The sequence below is a fragment of the Eubacterium maltosivorans genome (genome assembly GCF_002441855.2).
In the GTDB taxonomy this organism is placed as follows: Bacteria; Bacillota; Clostridia; order Eubacteriales; family Eubacteriaceae; genus Eubacterium; species Eubacterium maltosivorans.
Genome location: NZ_CP029487.1, coordinates 2213742 through 2236255, shown reverse-complemented (window position 1 = coordinate 2236255; position 22514 = coordinate 2213742). Strand labels below are relative to the sequence as shown.

Annotated in this window: 13 protein-coding genes; 11 read left to right on the top strand and 2 right to left on the bottom strand. The window is 54.0% G+C overall.

Annotation, left to right across the window (positions count from 1 at the left end):
• Positions 1-19 precede the first annotated feature (19 nt).
• The 5 genes from CPZ25_RS10730 to CPZ25_RS10710 all read left to right on the top strand — a co-directional run bounded on the left by CPZ25_RS10730 (position 20) and on the right by CPZ25_RS10710 (position 13357).
• On the top strand, positions 20-2182 hold the full coding sequence (locus CPZ25_RS10730) for a hypothetical protein (protein WP_096918632.1): 2163 nt from the start codon (positions 20-22) through the stop codon (positions 2180-2182).
• A 95-nt stretch (positions 2183-2277) separates the two neighbouring features.
• The gene (locus CPZ25_RS10725; RefSeq protein ID WP_058693367.1) at positions 2278-3978 is read left to right on the top strand and encodes an O-antigen ligase family protein; all 1701 of its coding nucleotides are present in this window, start codon (positions 2278-2280) and stop codon (positions 3976-3978) included.
• A gap of 181 nt (positions 3979-4159) precedes the next feature.
• On the top strand, positions 4160-8944 hold the full coding sequence (locus tag CPZ25_RS10720) for a Cna B-type domain-containing protein (RefSeq protein WP_096918633.1): 4785 nt from the start codon (positions 4160-4162) through the stop codon (positions 8942-8944).
• A gap of 281 nt (positions 8945-9225) precedes the next feature.
• A complete protein-coding gene (locus CPZ25_RS10715; RefSeq protein WP_058693369.1) occupies positions 9226-10848 on the top strand; it encodes a CTP synthase in 1623 nt (540 codons plus the stop codon).
• Between the two features lie 559 nt (positions 10849-11407).
• Complete coding sequence (locus CPZ25_RS10710) at positions 11408-13357, top strand: NAD(+) synthase (RefSeq protein WP_096918634.1); 1950 nt, start codon at positions 11408-11410, stop codon at positions 13355-13357.
• Positions 13358-13483: 126 nt separating this feature from the next.
• On the opposite strand, the gene CPZ25_RS10705 is transcribed toward CPZ25_RS10710, so the two are convergent.
• On the bottom strand, positions 13484-14221 hold the full coding sequence (locus tag CPZ25_RS10705; RefSeq protein WP_096918635.1) for a lysophospholipid acyltransferase family protein: 738 nt from the start codon (positions 14219-14221) through the stop codon (positions 13484-13486).
• A 191-nt stretch (positions 14222-14412) separates the two neighbouring features.
• Complete coding sequence (gene trmB / locus CPZ25_RS10700; RefSeq protein ID WP_096918636.1) at positions 14413-15066, bottom strand: tRNA (guanosine(46)-N7)-methyltransferase TrmB; 654 nt, start codon at positions 15064-15066, stop codon at positions 14413-14415.
• Between the two features lie 559 nt (positions 15067-15625).
• Between trmB and CPZ25_RS10695 the strand changes: the two genes are divergently transcribed.
• The 6 genes from CPZ25_RS10695 to CPZ25_RS10670 all read left to right on the top strand — a co-directional run bounded on the left by CPZ25_RS10695 (position 15626) and on the right by CPZ25_RS10670 (position 22474).
• Positions 15626-16270: a cobalamin B12-binding domain-containing protein gene (locus CPZ25_RS10695; RefSeq protein WP_096918637.1), complete on the top strand. Its 645-nt coding sequence runs from the start codon at positions 15626-15628 to the stop codon at positions 16268-16270.
• A complete protein-coding gene (locus tag CPZ25_RS10690; protein ID WP_074617959.1) occupies positions 16257-16982 on the top strand; it encodes a GntR family transcriptional regulator in 726 nt (241 codons plus the stop codon). Before CPZ25_RS10695 ends, CPZ25_RS10690 begins: the two co-directional genes overlap by 14 nt.
• 9 nt (positions 16983-16991) lie before the next feature.
• Positions 16992-17675, top strand: coding sequence for a GntR family transcriptional regulator (locus CPZ25_RS10685; protein WP_096918638.1), 684 nt, complete (start codon positions 16992-16994; stop codon positions 17673-17675).
• 460 nt (positions 17676-18135) lie between these two features.
• Positions 18136-19425 (top strand): MFS transporter, encoded by a 1290-nt coding sequence (locus CPZ25_RS10680; protein ID WP_096918640.1) that lies wholly within the window; start codon positions 18136-18138, stop codon positions 19423-19425.
• A gap of 41 nt (positions 19426-19466) precedes the next feature.
• Positions 19467-20873, top strand: coding sequence for a trimethylamine methyltransferase family protein (locus CPZ25_RS10675; protein WP_058693377.1), 1407 nt, complete (start codon positions 19467-19469; stop codon positions 20871-20873).
• Positions 20874-20941: 68 nt separating this feature from the next.
• Positions 20942-22474: a BCCT family transporter gene (locus CPZ25_RS10670; RefSeq protein ID WP_096918641.1), complete on the top strand. Its 1533-nt coding sequence runs from the start codon at positions 20942-20944 to the stop codon at positions 22472-22474.
• The last annotated feature ends 40 nt before the right edge of the window (positions 22475-22514 follow it).

The following is a 22514-nucleotide window of genomic DNA, read 5'->3' as shown; positions in this document are numbered from 1 at the left end:
TGCGCCCACGATTGCGGGCATGATGACCACCAGCGAAGGATTTAGTACGATTGAGGCTTTTGACGTTACGCTGGGGGACAGTACCTTGGCTGATGTGGTAAAAGATCATGCCATTACTTTAAAGCCCAAAAAAGTAGGCACCACCACTGCGACCTTGAAATGGAAGGATTACACCAGAACCTTTAAGGTCACGGTTGAGGGCATCGAGCCGAACCAGCCGGTTGACAAGCCCGTGACCGATCTGCCGGATCCCATTCTTTACCAGACTCCTGATGAAGTCATTGGTCTGGGTGTGATCGACGGCGATCTTTACAGCCTGTCTGGCGACGAGCCAGAGAAGGTGCTGGAAAATGTTAAGGACTTTAAAGCAAATAACAACATCGTTTATAAAAATTATAATGATTATAAAAATGGCGTCTCCATGCTCTTTGCCAGAGACCAGTCTGATAACCTATGGGTTCGCCGTGACGCGGTCGGTTCACCGGGCAAGCTGGAAAATAAGATTGCCAATACCACTAAGTATGTGTCCAATACAGTCTACTATACCGATCCGGATACTCAACATCATAGCGGTGACTGCAATTTTGGCTATGCTCTGACAAACGATGGTGTCCTGAAGCACATCGGGGTGGATGGCGCCGTCAACGATATGGTTTCTGAGGTTCGGGATTTCAGTGTCTCCAACAATAGAGGAACACATATGACGGTTGGTGTGTTGAAAGAGGATGGTACTTATCTCGCTAAAATCGATGATCAGGTCTGGGATAAAGGCGCTTTCACCGAGATCAGCAAGAATGTCACTGCCTTGGAGGATGACAACACCTACTATACTAAAGATGGCGAATGCCACCGTCTTTCTTTAAACATCTATGGTGAGAACCCTGTTATCATTATGGATTATGGAACCGATGTGAAAGCCATTTATGGCAGTTATGTGGTTAAAAATGATGGAACCACCTGGCGGTATCGGTATGCAGTGGGAACCGTGCCAGCAGAAAGCTTTAAAGTTTTAGACACTGAAATTGTCACAGAGCCATGGATTATCTATGACTATGTAGCGGATGACCAGGGTGGAAAATCCATTCATCAGAATTTGTTTTTAGACCAGAACGGCGACATGTGGTCGATTTCCTATGAAGGTTATGATTTTACAGGCAATGAAAAAGCCGAAAAAATAGACAGTGGTGTATCCAAATATGAGGGATCGGGCACCGGCGATTATACCCGTTATTACCTCAAAAAAGACGGAACGCTCAAGAATTTGGACGGCAAGGTGCTGGCAACCGGTGTCAAAGACTGCATTGGCTCTTATCTTTTAAAGGATGGCCAGGTCCTGAGCCAGAATGGTTTTGACATTTTATCCGATGTGGTGTCCATCACCAGCGGCAACAGCAAATCAGACCCCTATCGTCTTGAAAATGTGGGCGGCATCTACGCTACCCGAACCGATGGCAGTGTATGGTTTGTCTCTGGAAGCCAGCCTGTACCCCAAAAGGTATCGAGCTATCCAGACATTAAAATCCCAGAACCGACGCCAGAACCGACCCCAGAGCCCGGTTATCATCAGGAAATCGAAGTGAACGGTACAAAAGTAACCGTTGAAGCAGCGGCTGGTGTAGTACCAGAGGGTGCAGAGATTAAGATCAGCTCGAATATTCCGGTTGAAATTTCCGATGGTGTGGCTAAGGCGATCCAGAAAGATGAAGCGTTAGGCGAAAATACAAAAGTGCTCCAGCTTTTGGATATTTCCTTGATGAAGGATAACGCAAAGGTTCAGCCAAATGGCAAGGTAACCGTCAAGATCAGACTGCCGGAAAATCTTGCAGACTTAAAGAATCTGGCCGTTGTGTACTATAACGAGGCAGACCAGTCCATCCAGATTTTGGAAACTAAAATTGAGGGCGGCTACGCTGTTTTTGAAACCGATCATTTCAGTTATTACGCCCTGGTTCAGGCCGAAAAGGAACAGTCTGGAACAACCGTAACCGGAAATGGCTACACTGAACCCCAGGAAAATGGCGGGGGTACAGCTGCTTCCACAGAGACTACTGTGGTAAAAACGGGCTCTGTCTCAACCGGTATCCTCACCGATACTCACACCTCAGCCTATCTCTGTGCAGGCATGCTGGTTCTATCCGCTGTAGGGCTGATGGCCTTTAAAAAGCGCAGAAACGCAAGATAAAAACAATTCCAATCTCTCAGGAATATAAGTTTTAAATGAACAGGGACGGAGCCATACGCTGCCGTCCTTGTTCATTTGTATTAAGAAAGGATAACATGAAGCGATTTAAAGAAATACTGAGGGACCCTTTTTCGCTGCTGCTTTTTATACTGCCTTTTATTTTTGGGCTTTACTATGAGTTTGCCACTTATCTGGCAGGGGCGGCCATGGCGCTTTGCCTCGGTGTGCGCATCAGAAAGAAAAAAGAAGTCTGGGCATCAAGGGCAGCAGCGCCGGTTTTAATGACGGCTGCCTGTCTGTGTTATTTGATTGCCGCTTTTTACGCAGTGGACCGGGGGATGGCAGTGGCTGGCTTTTTTAAGATGCTGCCCATTCCGCTTTTTTTGCTTCTCCTCATGCAGTATTCTGGGAAAGAGCGTGCGAAGCTGATGGAAATCATTCCCTACTCGGCCCTGGGAATGACTGTTTTATCGGCAGTCCTTGGTTTGACAGAGGCCTTTAGCGCTATTTTCTACAGTGCTGGCCGTCTGGGCGGCTTTTTTCAGTATTCCAATACTTTTGCCCTTTATCTGCTGCTGGGAGTGACGGTGCTTTTGTCTGTAGAGACTGCTTTTGGCAAGCGTTTCAGGATCGGCGGCGTCTTTATTCTGCTGGCAGGGATTTTGCTGACAGGCAGCCGATCAGTCTTTGTATTGACGGCTTTTACAGTCCTGTACTTTATGATCAGGCAGAAAAGCCTGCGCTGTCCGCTGCTGATTTTATCCGGAAGCCTTGCGGTGGCGGCCGTTATTCTGGCGTTTACGACCGGATATGTCGAAAATTTTGGACGCTTTTTAACCATTGGCCTTGGGGAGAGCACCTTTTTAGGGCGCTTTCTCTATTGGAAAGATGGTCTCGGACAAATTGCGCGGCACCCCTTCGGGCTGGGCTATATGGGTTATTTTTATGCGCAGCCCTCTTTTCAGACCGGTGTGTACACTGTGCGGTACATTCACAATGATTTCCTGCAGCTGGCGCTGGATGCGGGGATCGGCGCTTTGATCTTATGGATAACCGCCCTTGTGATCAGCTTTGTTTCAAAGCGCACAAGCCCTCTGCAAAAAAGAGTGCTGCTTTTGATTGTGATTGGAAGTCTTTTTGATTTTCATCTTCAGTTTTTGGCAGTCGCGATGGTCCTCGCGCTGGCCATTGATGTGGGAAACCCTGAAAAGATAGGCAAACCGCGCTTTGTGAAAGGGAGTCTGGCTGTTTCGGGCACAGCCTGCATCCTTTTCTGTTATCTGTTTACCGCCTTTTTTATGGCCTATATGAACAATCAGGCCCTCGCCTTAAGGCTTTATCCCTGGAACATGGATGCTCAGCTTGAGATCCTGAACAATGGCACCGCCGCAGGGAACCTGGAGGATCAAACCGTGACGGCAGAGCGGATTTTAAAGCAGAATAGTCATATCGCAGCAGCCTATGAAGTTAAAGCAGCGGCGGCCTGGAAGGACAGAGACTACACCGCCATGACCGATCTGTTTGAGAAAGCGCTGGAGAATGAGCCTTATGAATTAGAAGCCTATGAGGGATACCTGCAAATGCTCAGCGCAGCCATTACTGAGGAATCCGAGCGGGAAAATTGGGCAGGCGTCCGCTTACTGGCAGAGAAGGCATTAGAGGTTCCGCAGCGGCTAAACGCTGTGATCGCTCAGAGCGACCCCATCGCCTATCAGATTGATGACAAGCCAGAGCTGACACTGCCGTCGGAATACCAGATATATCTGGAAAAACTGAAACAGGCAATGAAACAATAGGATTGATGTGAGTATTCCAACCCGTATCGTCACGATACGGGTTCTTTTTTCGACTTGAAATAGATGTCCCTTCATCCTAAAAAACAAAAAAGCATCCTGCGTAAATACTTGTTTTTTCCTTAATCAAATGGGTAAAACTCTTTAAAAGACTAATTTTCACCATTAAGAAAAGGAAAACAAAATGAAAACACATCGCTTACCGATCCTCCGGACCTTTTTATTCGCGGTGCTGCTGCTTCTGGCCGGCCTGCTTTTCTTGTCTGCACCGGTGCGTGCAGAGGGCAGCCGCGAGCTGACGGCTGAGGGCGGCGACCGCCCCTACACCGAGTGGTACGACCACAAGGACGCAGGCGTGCTGCGGCACCAGATTGTCAAGGTTTACGCCAGGGCAGGGGAGACCCTGTATTTTGGCTCCAGCGTCACCGACAACGTGAATCAGCAGGACATTGTCATGCGCTATACCGGCGCCGATGACTCAGGCTACGAGCCCTTTACCACCGCGCCGGGCCAGCAGGGCATGGAGCTTGTCTATGACACCAACACCGGCGACAATGTGGGCTACCTCATGAACCGCAGCCAGGAAAAGGCAGGCCCGGACATTGCGGGCACCGGCGCAGGCTACAAGCCGCTGGTCTTTAAGGTGACCGAGACCGGCAACTATGAGTTCGAGTTCCACGCCAGGCTGGACAGCGGCAACCGGAACAACCCGCGCCCCCTGAACGTGGACAGCAACGACGCCTGGAAGACAAACGGACAGGGCGACAGCACCGTAGCGGCCTGGGATGTGACCGTGGCCAAGGCCGACGGTACCCAGGTGCCCGGCAGGGTATTCACCCATTTTCTGACCCTGAACATGGGCAACAACGGCCGCAGCCTGGAGTCTAAGGTGCGGGTGCTCACCCTTGACGGGTTTCAGTACTGCGTGGACATGAACGGCATGGACCCCTTTGGCTTTATTTTCTTTGCCAACAACCGCGGCCTGGTCGTGGACGACACCAACAACAGCTATTACCACTCCTTTTACTCCGACAATCCGGGACAGGGCGTAGACATCGACACCCTCATCAACCACGACCCCTCCCTGCAGCTCAACTCACCCATCGTGCCAGACAACGGACTGGACATCAACGACCGCATTTTCTTAAACCCGCCGGACGCCGAGCTGCTGGAATCCCTGGGAATGGCCCAGGAGCCAGACACCAGCGGCACCGTGAGCGGTTTTAAATTTACAGGCTTCAAGGAAGGCTTCGGCTACGTGGGCGAGGGCGGTACCTTTACTTTTAACGCCCAGAACATCAGCAGCTATGAGCTCAAAATTGACCTGCGGAACTACCAGGAAAAGCAGGCGGACGGCAGCTACAAACCTGTGGACCACGGCATTGTGACCATTGGCAACGCCTGCGTCGACGGGATCAACAGCGTATCCTGGGATGGTAAGGATGCAGACGGCAATGTGCTGCCTGCAGGCAGGTGTGACCTGACCCAGGTGACCCTCCAGGCCCGGGGCGGCGAGCTTCATCTGCCGTTTCTGGATGTGGAGAACAACCCGGGCGGCATCATTGTCGAGCGCTGTAACGGCGGCGGCACCGATGCCGAGCGCCACACCATCTACTATAACAACACCACCGTTCCGGCCCTGAACGGCGCAGACGCCGACCAGAGCGCAGGTGTGGACAGCACAGGCGGCGCCATGAAATTCTCAGGCAACAAGGGAAACCGGACCATTCTGGACGTCTGGGCCTATTACAAAATCGGCGATCCGGGCAGCCTGAGCACCAACCTCGAGCTCATCCCCAGAACCGACGACACCAACGGCGAGATCCGCGGCCTGGTCTTTTACGACAGCAACAAGGACGGCGTCTACGCCAAAATCGACCAGGATTATCCACTGCCAAACGTGACGGTTGAGCTGCTGGGGCCGGACGGAAAAACCGTTATCGCCACCACCACCACCGATATTTCCGGCGGCTATGTGTTCACCGATGTGCCCTTCTCAGAGGATGCCTACCGGGTGCAGGTGGTCAGCCCCTATCCGGGCATGAACGCTTGCACCACCAGGGATAAAGACGACGCCGCAAAGACCAACGAGCTCCAGCTCGACACTGTGGATCCAGCCACCCCCAACGTGACCAACACCGACGTTGGCTACTACGTGCCCCCGGCAACCATCAGCATTCCGGTGCAGAAACTCTGGAATGATGTGGACGACGCCAGCGCGCGGCCCGGCGAGATCGTGGTCAGGCTGCTCAAAAACGGCAAACCCACCCTGGAAAGCCTGACCCTGAACGTGGCCAACGGCTGGAAGGGCAGCTTTGACAGCCTGCTCAAATTTGAAAACGGCAAGGCCGTCCAGTATACCATCGCAGAGACAGCAGTGGGCGGCTACACCAGCCAGACCCAGGGCGATATGAGCGCAGGCTACACCCTGGTCAACACCCGCGTGGGCAAGACCAGCCAGTCCGGCACCAAGACCTGGAAGGACGGCGGCGGCGCCCGGCCCGAGGTCACGCTGACCCTTAAAGCGGGCGGCACCCCGGTTGCAGGCGCGGTACCGGAATGGGACAAGACCGGCGACGTCTGGACCTGGAGCTTCGACAACCTCGAGGCGTTTGACGCAGGCGGCCGCCGCATCACCTACACTGTGGAAGAAGCCGTTCCCGACGGCTACAAGGCCGAATACGACGGCAATAACATCACCAATATCCGCTTTGGCTACACCGAGGTCACCGGCCAGAAACGCTGGCAGGACGGCGGCCAGGACAACAGCCAGCGCCCCAATATTAAGCTTACCCTCAAGGCAGACGGCGAGGTAGTGCAGGACGCGGTGCCTTTTTGGACCTATGAGAGCAACACCTGGACCTATACCTTTGAAAACCTGCTGAAATACAACAAAGAGGGCCAGCTTATCACCTACACCGTAGAAGAAGCCCCGGTGGACGGCTATACCACCACCGTAAACGGCAATGATATCACCAACACCCGCACAGGCGTCACCAGCCTGGAGGGCCGAAAAATCTGGCAGGACAATGACGACAAAGACGGGCTGCGGCCAGATGCGGTTACCGTTCAGCTCATGCAGAGCATTGACCACGGCGCCGCTGTGCCCGTAGACGGCCAGACCGTAGTGATGGACGAGGCCACCGGCTGGGCCTACAGCTTTAAAGACCTGCCCGCCTACGACAGCCAGGGCCGCGACATCATCTACACCGTAGCCGAAAAAGGCGTCAACCCAGACGATTACGCCACCAGCTACGACGGCACCGACATCATCAACGCCCACCCGGCCCGGCCCACCATCGAGGTGGCCGGCGTCAAGGCCTGGGACGATAATAATGACGCCGAGGGCCTGCGCCCGGAAAGCATCACCGTTTACCTGATGAAAAACGGCGTGGAGGCAGCCAGCCAGACCGTCACCGGCCCGGACTGGCGCTACAGCTTTGAGGGCCTGGACCCCGGCACCGCCGGTAACCCGAACCACTACACCGTCCGGGAAGACCCCATCGAGCACTACACCACCAGTTATCAGGGCTATAACATCACCAACACGCGCATCCCCACCGTCACCGTCTCAGGCACCAAAACCTGGAAAGACGGCCACAGCGCCAACAGGCCCTACCTGGACCTGATCCTCATGGCCAACGGCGTGGAACAGCCCGGTAAGACGCCAGAGTGGAGCAAGCAGGACGGCGATGTCTGGACCTACGAATACCGCGGCCTGGACAAATTCGACTCAGAGGGCAAAACCATTACCTACACCGTAACCGAGGCCGTCCCGGCCGGCTACGGCGGCTATCAGGACCCGGACAACCCCTTTAATTTCACCAATGTCCACGACGAAGTCACAAGCCTCCACGGCCGCAAGACCTGGAGCGACAAGAACAACCAGGACGGCCTGAGGCCAGAGAGCGTCACCGTCCAGCTCATGCAGAGCATCGGCGGCGCGGCCGCCACACCAGTCGAGGGACAGACCCGGGTCATGTCCGCAGAAAACAACTGGACCTACAATTTTGAGCGTATCCCGGGCTACGACCAGAACGGTGACGCCATCGTCTACACCGTCAAGGAAATCGACCTGCCCGGCGGCTACAGCGCCGACTACAACGGCAACGACATTGTCAACGTGCACCCGGCCAAGGAGAAAATCCAGATCACCGGCACCAAGACCTGGGGTGACGACAACGACGCCTCCGGCAAGCGCCCGGGCAGCGTGCGGGTACACCTCATGGCCAACGGCATCGAAATCGCCGCCCAGACCGTCTATGGGCCGGACTGGCAGTACCGCTTCGAGAACCTGGACAAAACAGGCGATGACGGCAGCCTGGTGGCCTACACGGTGGTCGAGGACCCGGTTCCGGGCTATGACACCATCTACAGCGGCTACAACATCACCAACCAGTGCCGGGACTGCGGCGTGCCGCCAGAGCCCAAAGAGCTCGGCAGCATCAGCGGCAATGTCTTTTACGACGACAACTGGGACAAGAAATGGGATCACGACACCGAGGCCCCGGTGGGCAACATCGTGGTGACCCTGTACAATGAGGCCGGGGACAAGGTGGCCGAGACCTTTGCGGACAGCAACGGCTACTACCGCTTCACCGATCTGGAATACGGCGCGTACACCGTGAGCGTGAGCGACCGCGGCGACGGCTATGTCTGCACCACCGAGAACCAGCGGCAGAAAATCACCCTGGACGCGCCGGAGCAGGAGGCCGCAGACGTCGGTTTTGCCAAAAAAGAGCCACCGGTGGACCCGCCCGTCGATCCGCCGGTGGACCCGCCGGTAACGCCGCCGGCTGACCCGGGCGTCCCAGACATCACGCCGCCCCACGGCTTCGAGGTCCCGCCTCAGGTGCCCGCCGCCTCTGTGAACCCGAATACCGGTACGCGGGCCGCCACCGCTGGTGTGTTCGGCGCTGTGCTGCTCCTGGCGGTCACCGCTGTTCTAAGGAAAGTGCGCAGACACTAGAAAAGAAACCAGAAAATTCTCAGGAATTTTAAAACTTTCCCTTGCACTTTTTGAAAGAAAAGGTAAAATAGATATATATATTGTTAATTGCATCACTGCAAAAAAAAAACCACTTTTTTGCAGTGTTTTTTGATGTTTCGTCCAATTTTTAAAAAAATTGGCAGCGCGCAGGAGCGTTAGCGGGCAAGTGGCAACGAAACAAACGCAAATCCCGAGGAACGGTCCAGATAAGCGTAAACCGTTTTGAGGGGATTTGTGATCCTTAAAAATCAGGAGGCGTAATGAAAACAAAGTATATATTTGTAACCGGCGGTGTGGTTTCTTCACTTGGAAAGGGGATCACCAGTGCATCCCTGGGGCGTTTGCTCAAGGCCAGAGGCCTGAAGGTGTCCATTCAGAAATTTGACCCCTATCTCAATTATGATCCGGGTACCATGAGCCCGTACCAGCACGGCGAGGTCTTCGTGACCGACGACGGTGCGGAGACCGACCTCGACCTCGGCCACTACGAGCGCTTTACCGACGAGAGCCTGGGCCAGTACAGCAACGTGACCACCGGCAAGGTCTATTGGAACGTTATCTCCAAGGAACGCCGGGGCGACTACCTGGGCGGCACCGTACAGGTTATCCCGCACATCACCAACGAGATCAAGGAAAGCATTCTGCGTGTGTCTGAAAGCGCGGCCAACCCGGACGTCGTCATCACCGAAATCGGCGGTACCGTGGGCGATATCGAGAGCCTGCCCTACCTGGAAGCCATCCGCCAGTTTGAGGGCGACCTTGGCCCGGAAAACGTGCTCTACATCCATGTCACCCTGCTGCCCTACCTGGGCAAAGCCGGCGAGCTCAAGACCAAGCCTACCCAGCACTCCGTCAAGGAGCTGCGCAGCATCGGGATTCAGCCCGACATCATTGTCCTGCGCTCCGAAAAGGAAGTAGAGGACGGCCTCAAGGATAAGATCAGCCTGTTCTGCAACGTGGACAAGGACGCTGTGGTCACCAACCTGGACGCGCCGGAGCTGTACGAAGTGCCGCTGATGCTTGAGAAGGAAGGCCTGGCCCGTCTGGTCTGCAGCAAGCTCAAAATCCGCTGCAAGGACCCGGACCTCACCGAGTGGAAGGAGCTGGTCACCCGCGCCAAGAGCCTGGAAAACAAGGCGACCATCGCCCTGGTGGGCAAGTACGTCGAGCTCCATGACGCGTACCTGTCCGTCGCCGAAGCCCTGCGCCACGGCGGCATCGCAAACAACGCCGAGGTCACCATCAAGTGGGTGCACTCCGAGGATTTAAACGAACAGAACGTGGACCGTATCATGAAGGATGTGGACGGGATCATCGTGCCCGGCGGCTTTGGCAACCGCGGCATTGAGGGTAAAATCGAGGCCATCCGCTGGGCCCGTGAAAACAAGATTCCGTTTTTGGGGCTCTGCCTGGGCTTACAGCTCACCGTTATCGAGTTCGCCCGCAACGTGGCAGGCCTTGAGGGCGCCAACAGCATCGAGCTGGACGAGGAAACACCTTATCCGGTGATCAGTCTCATGGAGGAACAGAAAAAAATCCAGAACATGGGCGGTACCATGCGTCTGGGCGCTTACCCCTGTGAGCTCAAGGAAGGCTCCCGTGCCTGCGCGGCCTACGGCGGCGCAAAGACCATCGAGGAACGCCACCGCCACCGCTATGAGGTCAACGATGAGTATATTCAGACGCTGGCCGAAAAGGGCTTAGTCTTTTCCGGTATGTCTCCGGACGGCGTTTTAGTGGAAATGGTCGAGCTCAGGGATCATCCTTTCTTCATTGCCACCCAGGCCCATCCAGAATTCAAATCCCGCCCAAACAAAGCCCACCCGCTTTTCAGCAGCTTTGTGGAAGCGGCCATGAATTACAAAAACAAGGGAAGCCGTTAATCAAAAGGGGTATCGTTACGATACCCCTTTTTTAATGGAGAATGGAAAATGAATAATGGAGAATTTTAGAACGCTTTCGCCTTTGGCTCAAGCGATCCTGATGGCGGCCTGTGGCCGCGTCTGATCAAAATGCGTCAGCATTTTGCACTTGTAATTCTCAATTTTCAATTTTCAATTCTCCATTGATTTTCCCTCTTGACACAAGATATAGGCCTGTGCAAAACTGTGGATAACTTGGACTTTGTTTATAAAAATCGGTTGAAAATGTGTAAAACTGTGGAAAACATACGTTTTTCCTGTGGATAATGTTTATAACCTGGTGGGTAAGTGGAAAAATCCCCATAAATCCATTGTTGAAAAGTGGAGAATCTGTGGATAAAGTTCTGGAAAAGTTTATGCACAACTTGTGGATAAAACCCCTTAGTTATCCACACTTGTTCATAAATCCAATTCGGGGTATAATGAGATAAAAGCAAAACTATATCTGGGGGCAGGCTTTTCACACCACACCCCGCCTGTCAAAAAAGATAATGATTACAATGAAATAGAAAGGGTAAATATGAAAGATTTAGGATATATTCGTACCGCCTGTGCGGTGCCAGTCATCAAGGCAGGGGACTGCGCAGCCAACGCGGATGCGGTTTTGAGCCTGTGTGAAAAAGCTTATGAAAAGCAGGTGAGCATCGTGGTTTTTCCGGAGCTGTGCGTCACCGGCTACACCTGCGGCGATCTGTTTTTCCAGCGCACCCTGCAAAAAGCAGCAGCGGCGGCTGTGGATAAAATCAGGGAATGGTCCGAGGGCAGAGCCATGCTCATCGTGGTGGGCGCGCCTGTGGCAGTGGGCAGCGGGCTTTACAACTGCGCGGTAGCCCTGTCAGACGGGGAGATCCTGGGGATTGTGCCCAAAACCTATGTACCGGACAATCAGGAATACTACGAAAAACGCTGGTTCCGCTCCGCCGGACAGCTGCGCGCCACAGACATCAGCTGCTTTGGCGCGGCTGTGCCTGTAGGCACCGATCTGCTTTTCCGTCATGAGGGCTGGGAGGATGTGCTGGTTGGCATTGAAATCTGCGAGGATCTCTGGGCCCCGGTGCCGCCGAGCTGCCGTCAGGCCGTCGAGGGGGCGACCATCATTGTCAATCCCTCGGCCAGCAACGAGGTGATTGGAAAGAGCGCTTACCGGGCCGCCCTGGTGCGCCAGCAGTCTGCCCGCCTGAACGCCGGGTACCTGTACTGCTCCTGCGGCTACGGCGAATCCACCACGGATCTCGTCTTTGGCGGCGACGCCCTGATCTGCGAGCGGGGCAGCGAGCTGGCCCGCTCCCGCCGTTTTCGGACCGAGGGCCAGTTAGTGGTAGCCGATCTGGACATGGAGGCCATTGTCCACGACCGCCAGCTCCAGACCTCCTTTGGGGATTCGGCCGACATCCTGGGAGACGGCGGTTTTATGGAATGCTTCTTTAATGCCCAGGACGCCCAGGACTGCCTGCGGGAAGTGAATCCGCAGCCCTTTGTGCCTGCAGACATCAGCCGCCGCAATGAGCGCTGTGAGGAAATCTTTAACATTCAGACCATGGCGCTGGGCAGCCGTGTGGCCCATATCGGTGATCCGGCCATGGTGGTGGGCATCTCCGGCGGCCTGGACTCCACTCTGGCCCTGCTGGTCTGCGTGAATGTCTGCGACCAGTTCGGCATTGACCGAAAGCGCATCCACGCGGTCACCATGCCTGGCTTTGGCACCACCGACCGCACCTACGACAACGCGGTCAGCCTGATTCATTCTCTGGGCGCCACCTTCCACGAGATTTCCATCAAGGACGCGGCCACCCGCCATCTGGAGGACATCGGCCACGACCTGAATGTCCACGACGTCACCTACGAGAACGCCCAGGCCAGAGAGCGCACCCAGATCCTCATGGACCTGGCCAACCGTCTGAACGGCCTGGTCATCGGCACCGGCGATCTGTCCGAGCTGGCCCTGGGCTGGGCCACCTACAACGGAGACCATATGTCCATGTACGGGGTCAACGGCGGCATTCCCAAGACCCTGGTGCGGTATCTGGTGCGCTATGTGGCCGATGAGAACCCAGACGCGGCGATCCGCCGGATTCTCTACGACGTGCTGGACACGCCCGTATCGCCTGAGCTGCTGCCTCCGGACGCGTCGGGCAAAATCGCCCAGAAAACCGAGGATCTGGTGGGCCCCTATGAGCTCCACGATTTCTTTATGTACCATGTGCTCAGGAACGGCTACCGCCCGGATAAAATCTATTATCTGAGCCGGCGCGCCTTTGGGGGCGCCTATGACGACGCCACCCTGTATAAGTGGCTGCGCAATTTCTACTGGCGCTTTTTTACCCAGCAGTTCAAGCGCTCCTGCCTGCCCGACGGCCCCAAGGTGGGCACGGTATCCCTGTCCCCGAGAGGCGACTGGCGCATGCCCTCAGACGCCAGAGTGGAGGAATGGATGCGTGTGCTGGACCGCATCCGGCCAGCCGGGGCGTGAAAAAAAGAGGTACGGTCTGTTTCAGACCGCACCTCTTTTTAAGTTGAAGGTTGAAAGTTGAAAGTGGAAGGTTCTGGTGCAAATTCGCGGTGCGAATTTGATTGGGTGCGGCCGCAGGCCGCTTTTTTAATGAAACCCCTCAGCGTTCATGGCCGTAAGCCCCTCGCGCACCTTTTCTTCAGCCAGTTTTGGCAGATTCTTCCAGTCGGCCCGGGCGTAGCCTTCAGTGTCGATGGGCGGCAGCACCCGGATGGCCACCTCGGCCGGATGAATCCACAGGGTGTTGCGCCCCATGAGCTTGTCTGTGTCTTTCATGCAGAAGGGAACCACAGGCACCTTGTTGTTCTGGGCGATTTTAAACGCCCCGGCCTTAAATTCACCCAGATACCCATCCTTCGTGCGGGTACCCTCTGGAAAGACGACCATGGAGTAGCCCTCAGCCACCCAATGCTCGGCTTCCTTGATGTTCTTGATGGCTTCGCGCGGGTTGTCCCGGTTCAGGAACACACAGTGCAGCTCCTCCATCCACGCTCGGATCAGGGGGATTTTGCCGATTTCCTTTTTGGCCACCAGCGGCTTGGTGTCGTCGCCCAGATAGCCCAGAACCAGGGGAATATCAAAGTAGCTGCGGTGGTTGGAAACATAGACCGCAGGCCCCTCGGGCATATGCTCAAGCCCCTCCACGCGCACGGTGCCCCCGGCAGTGCGGATCATGCTCCTGGCCCAGGGGCCGACCTTTCGGCGCACCAGCGCGTCGTGCCCGGCCATGTCGCCCGCCTTTGCGAGCCTGCGTGCCTTAAAACGGCTGGGCAAAAGAGCCAGCTGATACAGCCAGAAATGGATAAACCATAAAATTGTTCTCAAGTTTGTCTCCTCGCAAATAATATTGTTAAATAAATTAAAATGGTGTCGAATCCTTAAAAAGTGGCGATTTAAGTTGATAATTGATAGTTGATGGTTGATAGTTTTAGAACCCTTTTGCCTTTGGCAAAAGCGAAAAATCAAATGCGCAAAGCGCATTTGCACCTTAACTATCCACTATCAACGATTCACCATCAACTCTTTTCCGCGATTGCCAGTTTGATCTTGATGCCCTGGTCTGCAAACATCCGCTCGTGCTCGGTCACGATGTTGCCCGGGTATTCATCGGACGCGTGCAGGTCCCGGATCAGCGTGGACACCTGGAAGCCCGAGGCCTCAAAGTATTTCAGCGACGCCTCAAACAGAGGGTCGTCATCGGTCTTAAAGTGGATCTGCGCCCCGGGGGCCATGAATTTTTTATACTGCTCCAGCTGGCGGGGGTGGGTCAGCCGCTTTTTCTGGTAACGGCGCTTGGGCCAGGGGTTGCAGAAGTTAATGTAGATGCGCTCTACCACATCCTCCGGCGAGAGCATCTCCCCAATGCGGGCAATGTCCCAGGCGGTCAGACGGACATTGTCCACCGCTTCAGGCGCGTAGGCCTGCTCCACATTGCGCTTGGACAGCCCCAGCACCGCGTCGATCATGTCCACTGCCAGATAGTTGATCTCCGGATGCCGTCTGCCCAGAGCGGCGATAAAAGTACCCTTGCCGCACCCCAGCTCCAGGTGCAGCGGCGCCCTGCGCTCAAAAGCCTCCTGCCAGTGCCCCCGCAGTTCAGTGGCTTCCGGGATAAAAAAGCCGCAAGATAAGAGCTCGGGCCGGGCCCAGGGTTTTGGTCGAATATGCATAAATGCCCTCCGTCAATTGTTTTGTTCAAAAAATGGGGTTAATTCCTAAGATATATTACCATTTGCCCCGGCATCCGTCAATTTTAAATTATTATCCGAAGTGTTAAAAAAAGTAAAGCTATTTTTGTGGGATCTGTGATATAATTTGGCTAGACAAGTATACTACAGCGGTCGTCCGGCCGTCGACAAAGAACAAGCTGCTGTGTTGTGAGCGTTTTTAAATTCAGTTACATATTATGAATATGCGCCTTCATTTAAAAACGCACACGCCTTGCATCTTGTCCTTTCTCTTAGGCCGGGGAGTCGACAATGGGCAAACGGCTGCGTGAATAGTGGATCGTTGACAGTTGATAGTTGATAATTTTGGGACGCTTTCGCTTTGGCTCAAGCGAGTTAAACAGCGGCCGAAGGCCGCATCCAATCAAATCTGCTACAGACAGATTTGCACCTGAACGACCCACTATCAACTATCAACGATCCACTGAGCGAGACTGCTTTGTCGACCGAGATTCATTATTTTAAATTTATATAAACGGATAAATAAATTGGAGAGAGCATTATGTTAGAAATGTTGATCAATGCCATCGAGGAGCTGGATGAAGAAAAGGTTCTGAAGATTGTGAAACGCTGTGTGGCGGCAGGAACACCGCCTAAAGATATCTGGATGGCCCTCAATAAGGGGCTGGAAAAGGTTGGCCTGCGCTATGAGACCGGCGAGTACTCCATTGCGGACCTTATGGTGGTGGGCATTATTTTTGAAAATGTGCTGGAGTACACCAACATGTGTGATATTTACGATAGCATCGAGGCCGGGGAGTTTGGAAAGACCATGCTTCTGGGAACCGTCGAGGGCGATATCCACGACATCGGCAAGTCTATTTTCAAGGGCGCCATGCAGGCTGGCGGGTTCATCGTCAGAGACCTGGGTGTGGACGTCAAGGCCCAGGATTTTGTGGAGGCAGCCAAAAAGTACAAGTGTGAGATCATCGGCCTGAGTGCTGTGCTCACAGACTGCATCCCCTCGGTCAAGGAGGTGGTGGACGCCTTTGTGGAGGCGGGCATGCGGGACCAGGTCAAGATCATCATCGGCGGCTGTGTGGCCAACAAAACCGTCAGCGATTTCGTGGGCGCGGACGCCTACACCAAATCGGCCATCAAAGGGGTGGAAATCTGTCAGGGATGGTTAAAAGATGAGCAAAAATGAAGTCAAATACCTCAACATTGCCGATTCCATTAAGATCAAAATCCTCAGCAATATCTATCAGCCCGGCGACCTGCTGCCGTCGGAGAACAGCCTCTGCGAGGAGTACGGCGTCAGCCGCATGACCATCCGCAAAGCCATCGAGGTGCTCGTGGGCGAGGGGTACCTGATGTCGTCCCCGGGCAAGGGGACCTATGTGCGGGAGTACTCCCTGAACAAATTTGAGGTGGGCTTTAAAATTGACGAGATCATCCGCGGGGGCTACAGCCATGCCAAGCTCATCCACGCCAAAATCATGGCGCCCACCATCGAGCTGGTCTACCATCTTCAGGTGGCCCCCAAGACAAAGATTGTCTGCATCCGCTCCATGCTGTTCCAAGGGGAGCGGCCTGTGGCCCTGGATGAGAAGTATATTCCCTATTTTCCGGGCATGAACATCAAGGAGGACAGCTTCAGCTACCGCGATATGGTCAGCATTATTTTTGGCGAGAATTATGGCTTCGGCTACTGGGAGGAGATTTTTGTGACCGGGGTGATGACCGACGCGGAGATCGGCGCCTTTTTCGAGGAAATGACCGGGGAGCCCCGGAAAAAGCAGAAATTTATGATGCTCTTTGAGCAGAAGCTGTATGATTCCGACGATATTCCCATTGGCTATGGCAAACTGTATGTGGAGAGCGACCTGTGCCGCCTCCGCGGCAATTCCAGAGTGTAGAGGTGCGCTGTGAAGACCTATGAATTTATTCTGAACGATATTCAGGCCAAAATTGAAAAGGGCGAGTACAAGCCTGAGGAACAGCTCCCCTCGCTGCGGGAGTTCTCAAAAATCTACACGACCACGCCGGTCACAGTAAAAAAGAGCCTGGCCATTCTGGAGGAGCGCGGCTATGTGTACGTGGTGGACCGCAAGGGGTTCTTTGTGAGCTCGAGCAACCATAAAACCTACACCATGATTTTCCACGAGATCAAAAGCATCGACCATCTGACCGACATCCGCCTTGATAAAATCGAGGAGGTGAGCGGCGCGGCCCTGCGAGAGCGCTTTGGCCTGGACGTGCCGCCCAGGACCCGCTGCCTGCGGGCAGTGCGGATTCTCTACAACCGGGACATGCCCATTGGTCTGGACGTCAAGTATATTATCCACAATGTCCGGAGCGCCTCGCCGGTCCGAAATCCGGAGCGGCTCATGGATTCGCTGAACCTGGTGCTGGGCAATTACGACATTTACAAGGAGCTTGAGATCACCCTCATGACCGACAACGCCCCGGTCCGGGACACGCTGTTCATCGACGCTGACGACGGCGTCTTTGAGTTCAAGCAGACCTACCGCACCGAGAACGGCCAGCTCGTCGGAGTGTCGGAGACCTATGTGCCTTGCGAGGAAATGCAGTTAAAAATGAAATATTAAAGCGAAAGGGTATCGCCGCGATACCCTTTTTTTGGGTTGTGAAAAAGCTTTAACGTAAGCGGCAATGGGCTAAGAGAGAAAGAGCAGTCCTCGGGTTAAGAGAACATCCGATGACTGCCTGATTCAAAGCAGAGCCGAAGGCTTTACTACAATCCAGAGCTGTCCGAAGATTAAAAGAACACCTGGCTCGATTTCAAGAACGACTTCCGAAGGTTGTCGTTTTTGCATGAGAGAAGGTGTTTTTAATCTGCGAACAGCGGCAATTTGCCACAAAACCAGAAAAGCCTTCGGCGGGATTTATGGAATGGCATGCTGTTGATATATACAGTTATATCATCTGTTATATATTTTTTGACCAAATTCTATTGACAGAAACCGTTGCACGTGTTATAGTTGTAGCATACTTGTATATGACACATGGTCCGGACCCAAGTGTTATCAGTTTTTATGGAGGGGAAAAATGAATAAAAACGAAGTAACAAACGAAAGCATCAGCGGCTTTACCCGGAACGCGGTAATCGGTATTATCAGCTCCGGTGCAGTAGTGGTTTATCTGACATTCCTGATCCGGTATGTCTTCTATGAACCGGTTTTACAGAGTCTCGCGCTCTCAAACGAACAACTTGGTGTGCTCTACGGCCTTTATGGCACAACGGCCATGATTTCTTACCTGCCCGGCGGTATTCTGGCAGACAAAATTCGCGTCAAATACCTGGCGACTGCCGGCTTTGGACTTTCTGCAATTTTAACATTCTGGTACGCGACACTGCCAAGCTATGAGACCCTGAAGGTGATCTTTTTACTCATGGGGGTCTGCACGACCTTTATTTACTGGGGCGTCCGCTATAAGGGCATCCGTCTGGTCAGCACAGACAACACCTATTCCAGAAACATTGGCATCAGCTACGGGATCGTCGGGGTTCTCGGCTTAGTGGTCAACTTTATCTCCATGTGGATTTTCGACCTCTTTGCAGATCCGGCTTCCGGCTTTAACATGGTACTCATGTTCTACGCGTTCTTAAACATCGCCTTTGCCCTGGCTTCCTTCTTCCTGATTCCGAAGTTTGAAGGCGAAATCATCAAAACCAAGAAAAAATTCGACTTATCTGAGCTGGTGGCAGCTGTCAAACATCCTGGTGTATGGCTGACAACCCTGTGTATGTTCTTCACCTACACAGTTTATACCTCACTCAGCTATACAGTGCCTTATGTACAGGCCGTATTCGGCGCCAGCGTCGCCATGGCAGCGCTCATGGGCAATATCCGTATGTACGGTACCTCGCTCTTTTCATCACCGATCATCGGTGCCCTCGCGACGAAGATCAAATCGCCGGCCAAAACCATTCTGCTGTGTATGGCCATTACGGCTGTGTGCCTCTTTGTCATTGTTCTGGCGCCGCAGACCGCAGGCTTTATGATTCCGGCCATTATCCTGATCATGATCCTGTCCTTCTTCTTAAGTGGGGCATACGGGGTTGAGTCCTCACTGTTCACAGAAACTAAGGTTCCGGCAGCCATCTTTGGCTCTGCCTCTGGTATTCTGTCACTGATCGGCTTCCTGCCAGACATGTTCGTATCACCGATCGCCGGTAAATGGCTGGACGCTTACGGCAACCAGGCCTATACCTACATCTTTATTGCCCTGGGCGTCAGCGCTATCCTGTCCATGGGCTGCGCGCTGCTGGTACTGGTCTACAATAAGAAAAAGGGGCTCTCAATCGAAGAACCCGCTGAAGAAACACAGGCATAAATTAAGAAAACAACTAGGGAACCTGAAGGAGAGAATAACATATGGAACTTGAAAAACTGTTTTTACAGGCTAAGGATGTTGAATTTATTCATGAACAATCCGCAAAATTACTGAAGGAAACCGGCTGCGTGTTCGAGGATGACCGCGCGGTTGAAATTTTCAAAAAACACGGCGCTACAGTGGACGGCTACACCGTTCATTTTACCGATGAGCTCATTGCCAAGGGCCTGTCCACCGTCAGCCAGGAATTTGATATTCTGCGCCCAGACGGCACAAACTACCACATGGGCGGGGGAAGCCTTACCATGGCCACAGCCGGCAGCCCGCCGTACGTCATGGAAAACGGCGAGTTCCGCTTTGCCGAAATGCACGATTACGTCGATATCTGCAAGTTGGTACAGACCAGCGACTGCATCGACATGACCCATCTTCTGCTCTGCGATACCTATGACGTCCCGAGAGAAGACCGCTCCTACAACATGGCCGCTGCCCTGTTAAACTACACAACTCTGCCGATTTCGCTGACAGCCCTGGCAACCAAGCTGCACGATTCCGGTACGGTTGCCACCAATGTGGTTAAAATGATCCAGGATTTCGTGGATGTCCACGACAAATATGTGGCCGTCGGCTGTATCAGCCCGATCTCACCGCTGGCATGGGTCAAGGACAGCCTGGACGCCATGTTTGCCTACTGCGAGCTCAATCAGCCCATGCAGCTGGCAACCTGCTCCCTGCCGGTCCTCACAAGCCCGGCCTCCATTCTGGGCACCATTATCCAGAACAACGCAGAGCTGCTGGCCGTTACCGTGCTTATCCAGCTCATCAAGCCCGGTCTGCCGATTTTCTACGGCAGCACCTCCACTTCCACAAACCTGAGAGCCGTATCCATGGCGCTGGGCAATACCGAAACAGCCCTTATCTCCCTGGCGAGCGCCGCCATGGCCAAGTATTACAGAATGCCGTTCAGAACCTCCGGCGCCCTCAACGACGCCATTGATGTTGACTACCAGGCAGGGGTCGAATCCACCCTCAACCTGATGAGCGGCACTCTGAGCGGCACAGACCTGATCTTCTTCAGCTGTGGGATGCTCAGCGGCTTTAATGTCAGCTCTCTGGAAAAATATGTGGCAGACGAGCAGCTCATTAAAATGCTGAAACGTATGACCCAGGGGATTGCCATTGACTACAATAAAGATTATACTAAAGAGATCAGCAAGGTGGGCCCGAGAGGCAACTTCATGTCTGGCCGTACCCCCAAGGAATACCGCAACGAGCACTATGTGCCGGATCTGTTTGTGAAGGTAGACTACAACACCTGGCAGACAGAGGATAAAAAATCCGTTAAAGAAAAGGCATCCGAAAAGGTAGCTGAACGCCTGGCTGCCTACCAGGAACCGGAAAAAACACCGGAACAGATGAAAGTTATTGAAAAATATTTAATCAAGTAAACAGCATAGACGGGCGCGCTGCAGGCAAGCCCGTCTTTGTTTTTGAATTTAAGAAACGGAAGTGGAATATGGACCCGCAAAAAAACAAAATCCCCATTGATAAAACCATTTTTTTCGGCGCGCTGCTGCTCATGCTCCTGGTATCTGCGGCCTGCCTGGCCTTTCCGGAGCAGGCGCTCTCGGTGTCTGGTGTGCTCAGGAACTTTGTCATCACAAAATTCGACTGGTTTTTCCTGCTTTTCGGTCTGGGGGTGTTCATTGTCTGTATTGTGGTGGGCTGCAGCCGGTACGGCAGAATCCGCCTCGGCGGCGAGGGGGAGAAGCCAGCCTACAGCTTTTACAGCTGGCTGGCCATGATTTTCTTCTCGGCCATTGGCTCCTCCGCCATCCTCTGGTCCGTGTGCGAGCCGTTAAATTACATCGCGTCGCCGCCCTTCGGCTACGAGCCCTACTCCCTCGAGGCCTTTAACATTGCCATTCCCTACGGCCTGTTTCACTGGGGGCCTGTGGCCTGGTCCTTTTACGCCCTGTCCGGCCTGGTGGTCTCCTATTATTTTCTGGTGCTGAAGCGCAGAAACCTGAAAATATCCGGCGTGATGACCGACCTGATCGGTGAGAAAGCCGCGAAAGGCGTTCCGGGCAAAGCCATTGACATTGTGACGATTTTTGCGACTTTCTGCACCTTTGCGCCGGCCCTCGGCCTGGGGGTGCCCCTGCTCTCTGTGCTCATCTGTAAGATTACCGGGCTGCCGGACACCACAGAGCTTCAGGTGGCAGTGCTGGTGGTCTGGATGTTCATTTTCTCCATCAGCGTCTACCGTGGGCTTGACAAAGGCATCAAGATTCTCAGCGATATTAACATGTATCTGCTCATCGGCGTCATTCTGTTTATCTTTTTTGCCAGCGGCGCCCGCTATATTCTGGCCGCCTCGGTCGAGGAATTCGGCACCCTGCTCAGCAATTTCCTCCGCATGAACAGCTACAGTGATGTGTTCGGCGGCGGAACCTTTGCCCAGGACTGGACGGTTTTTTACTGGAGCTGGTGGGTGGCCTCAGTGCCCTTCATGGCCATTTTTATCGCCAGAGTGTCCAAGGGACGGACCGTCCGCGAACTGGTTTTCGGCATCATGGGCGCCGGCTCGGCCGGAACCATGGCGATTTTCTGCGTGCTGGGAAATTATGCCCTCAAGCTGCAGCACAGCGGCATGGTGGATCTGGCAAAGATCAACGCCGAACAGGGGAGCAATTACGCAGTGCTGGCCATGCTGGACCAGCTGCCCTTTAAAAATGTGATCATCGTGGGTGTGATCCTCCTTTACTTTGTTTTCCTGGCCACCTGTGTGGATTCCTGCGCCTTTACCATGGGCTGCATCGCGTCAAAGGAGATGACGGACATCAGCCAGCCGGCCCGCTGGAACCGCCTGTCCTGGTCCATCGCCATCGCCATTCTCGGCGTGGCTGTGCTCAAGCTCGGCGGCGGCATCAACGCCCTCCAGACCTTTGTCATTGTCGTGGGCCTGCCCTCGGCCCTTCTGACCATCGCCATGACCGTACTGCTGTTCCGGTGGCTGAAAAAGAGAGAGACAAAAGAGAAGCCGTAAGGTTCAACCCGTATCGCCGCGATACGGGTTGTTTTTGGGT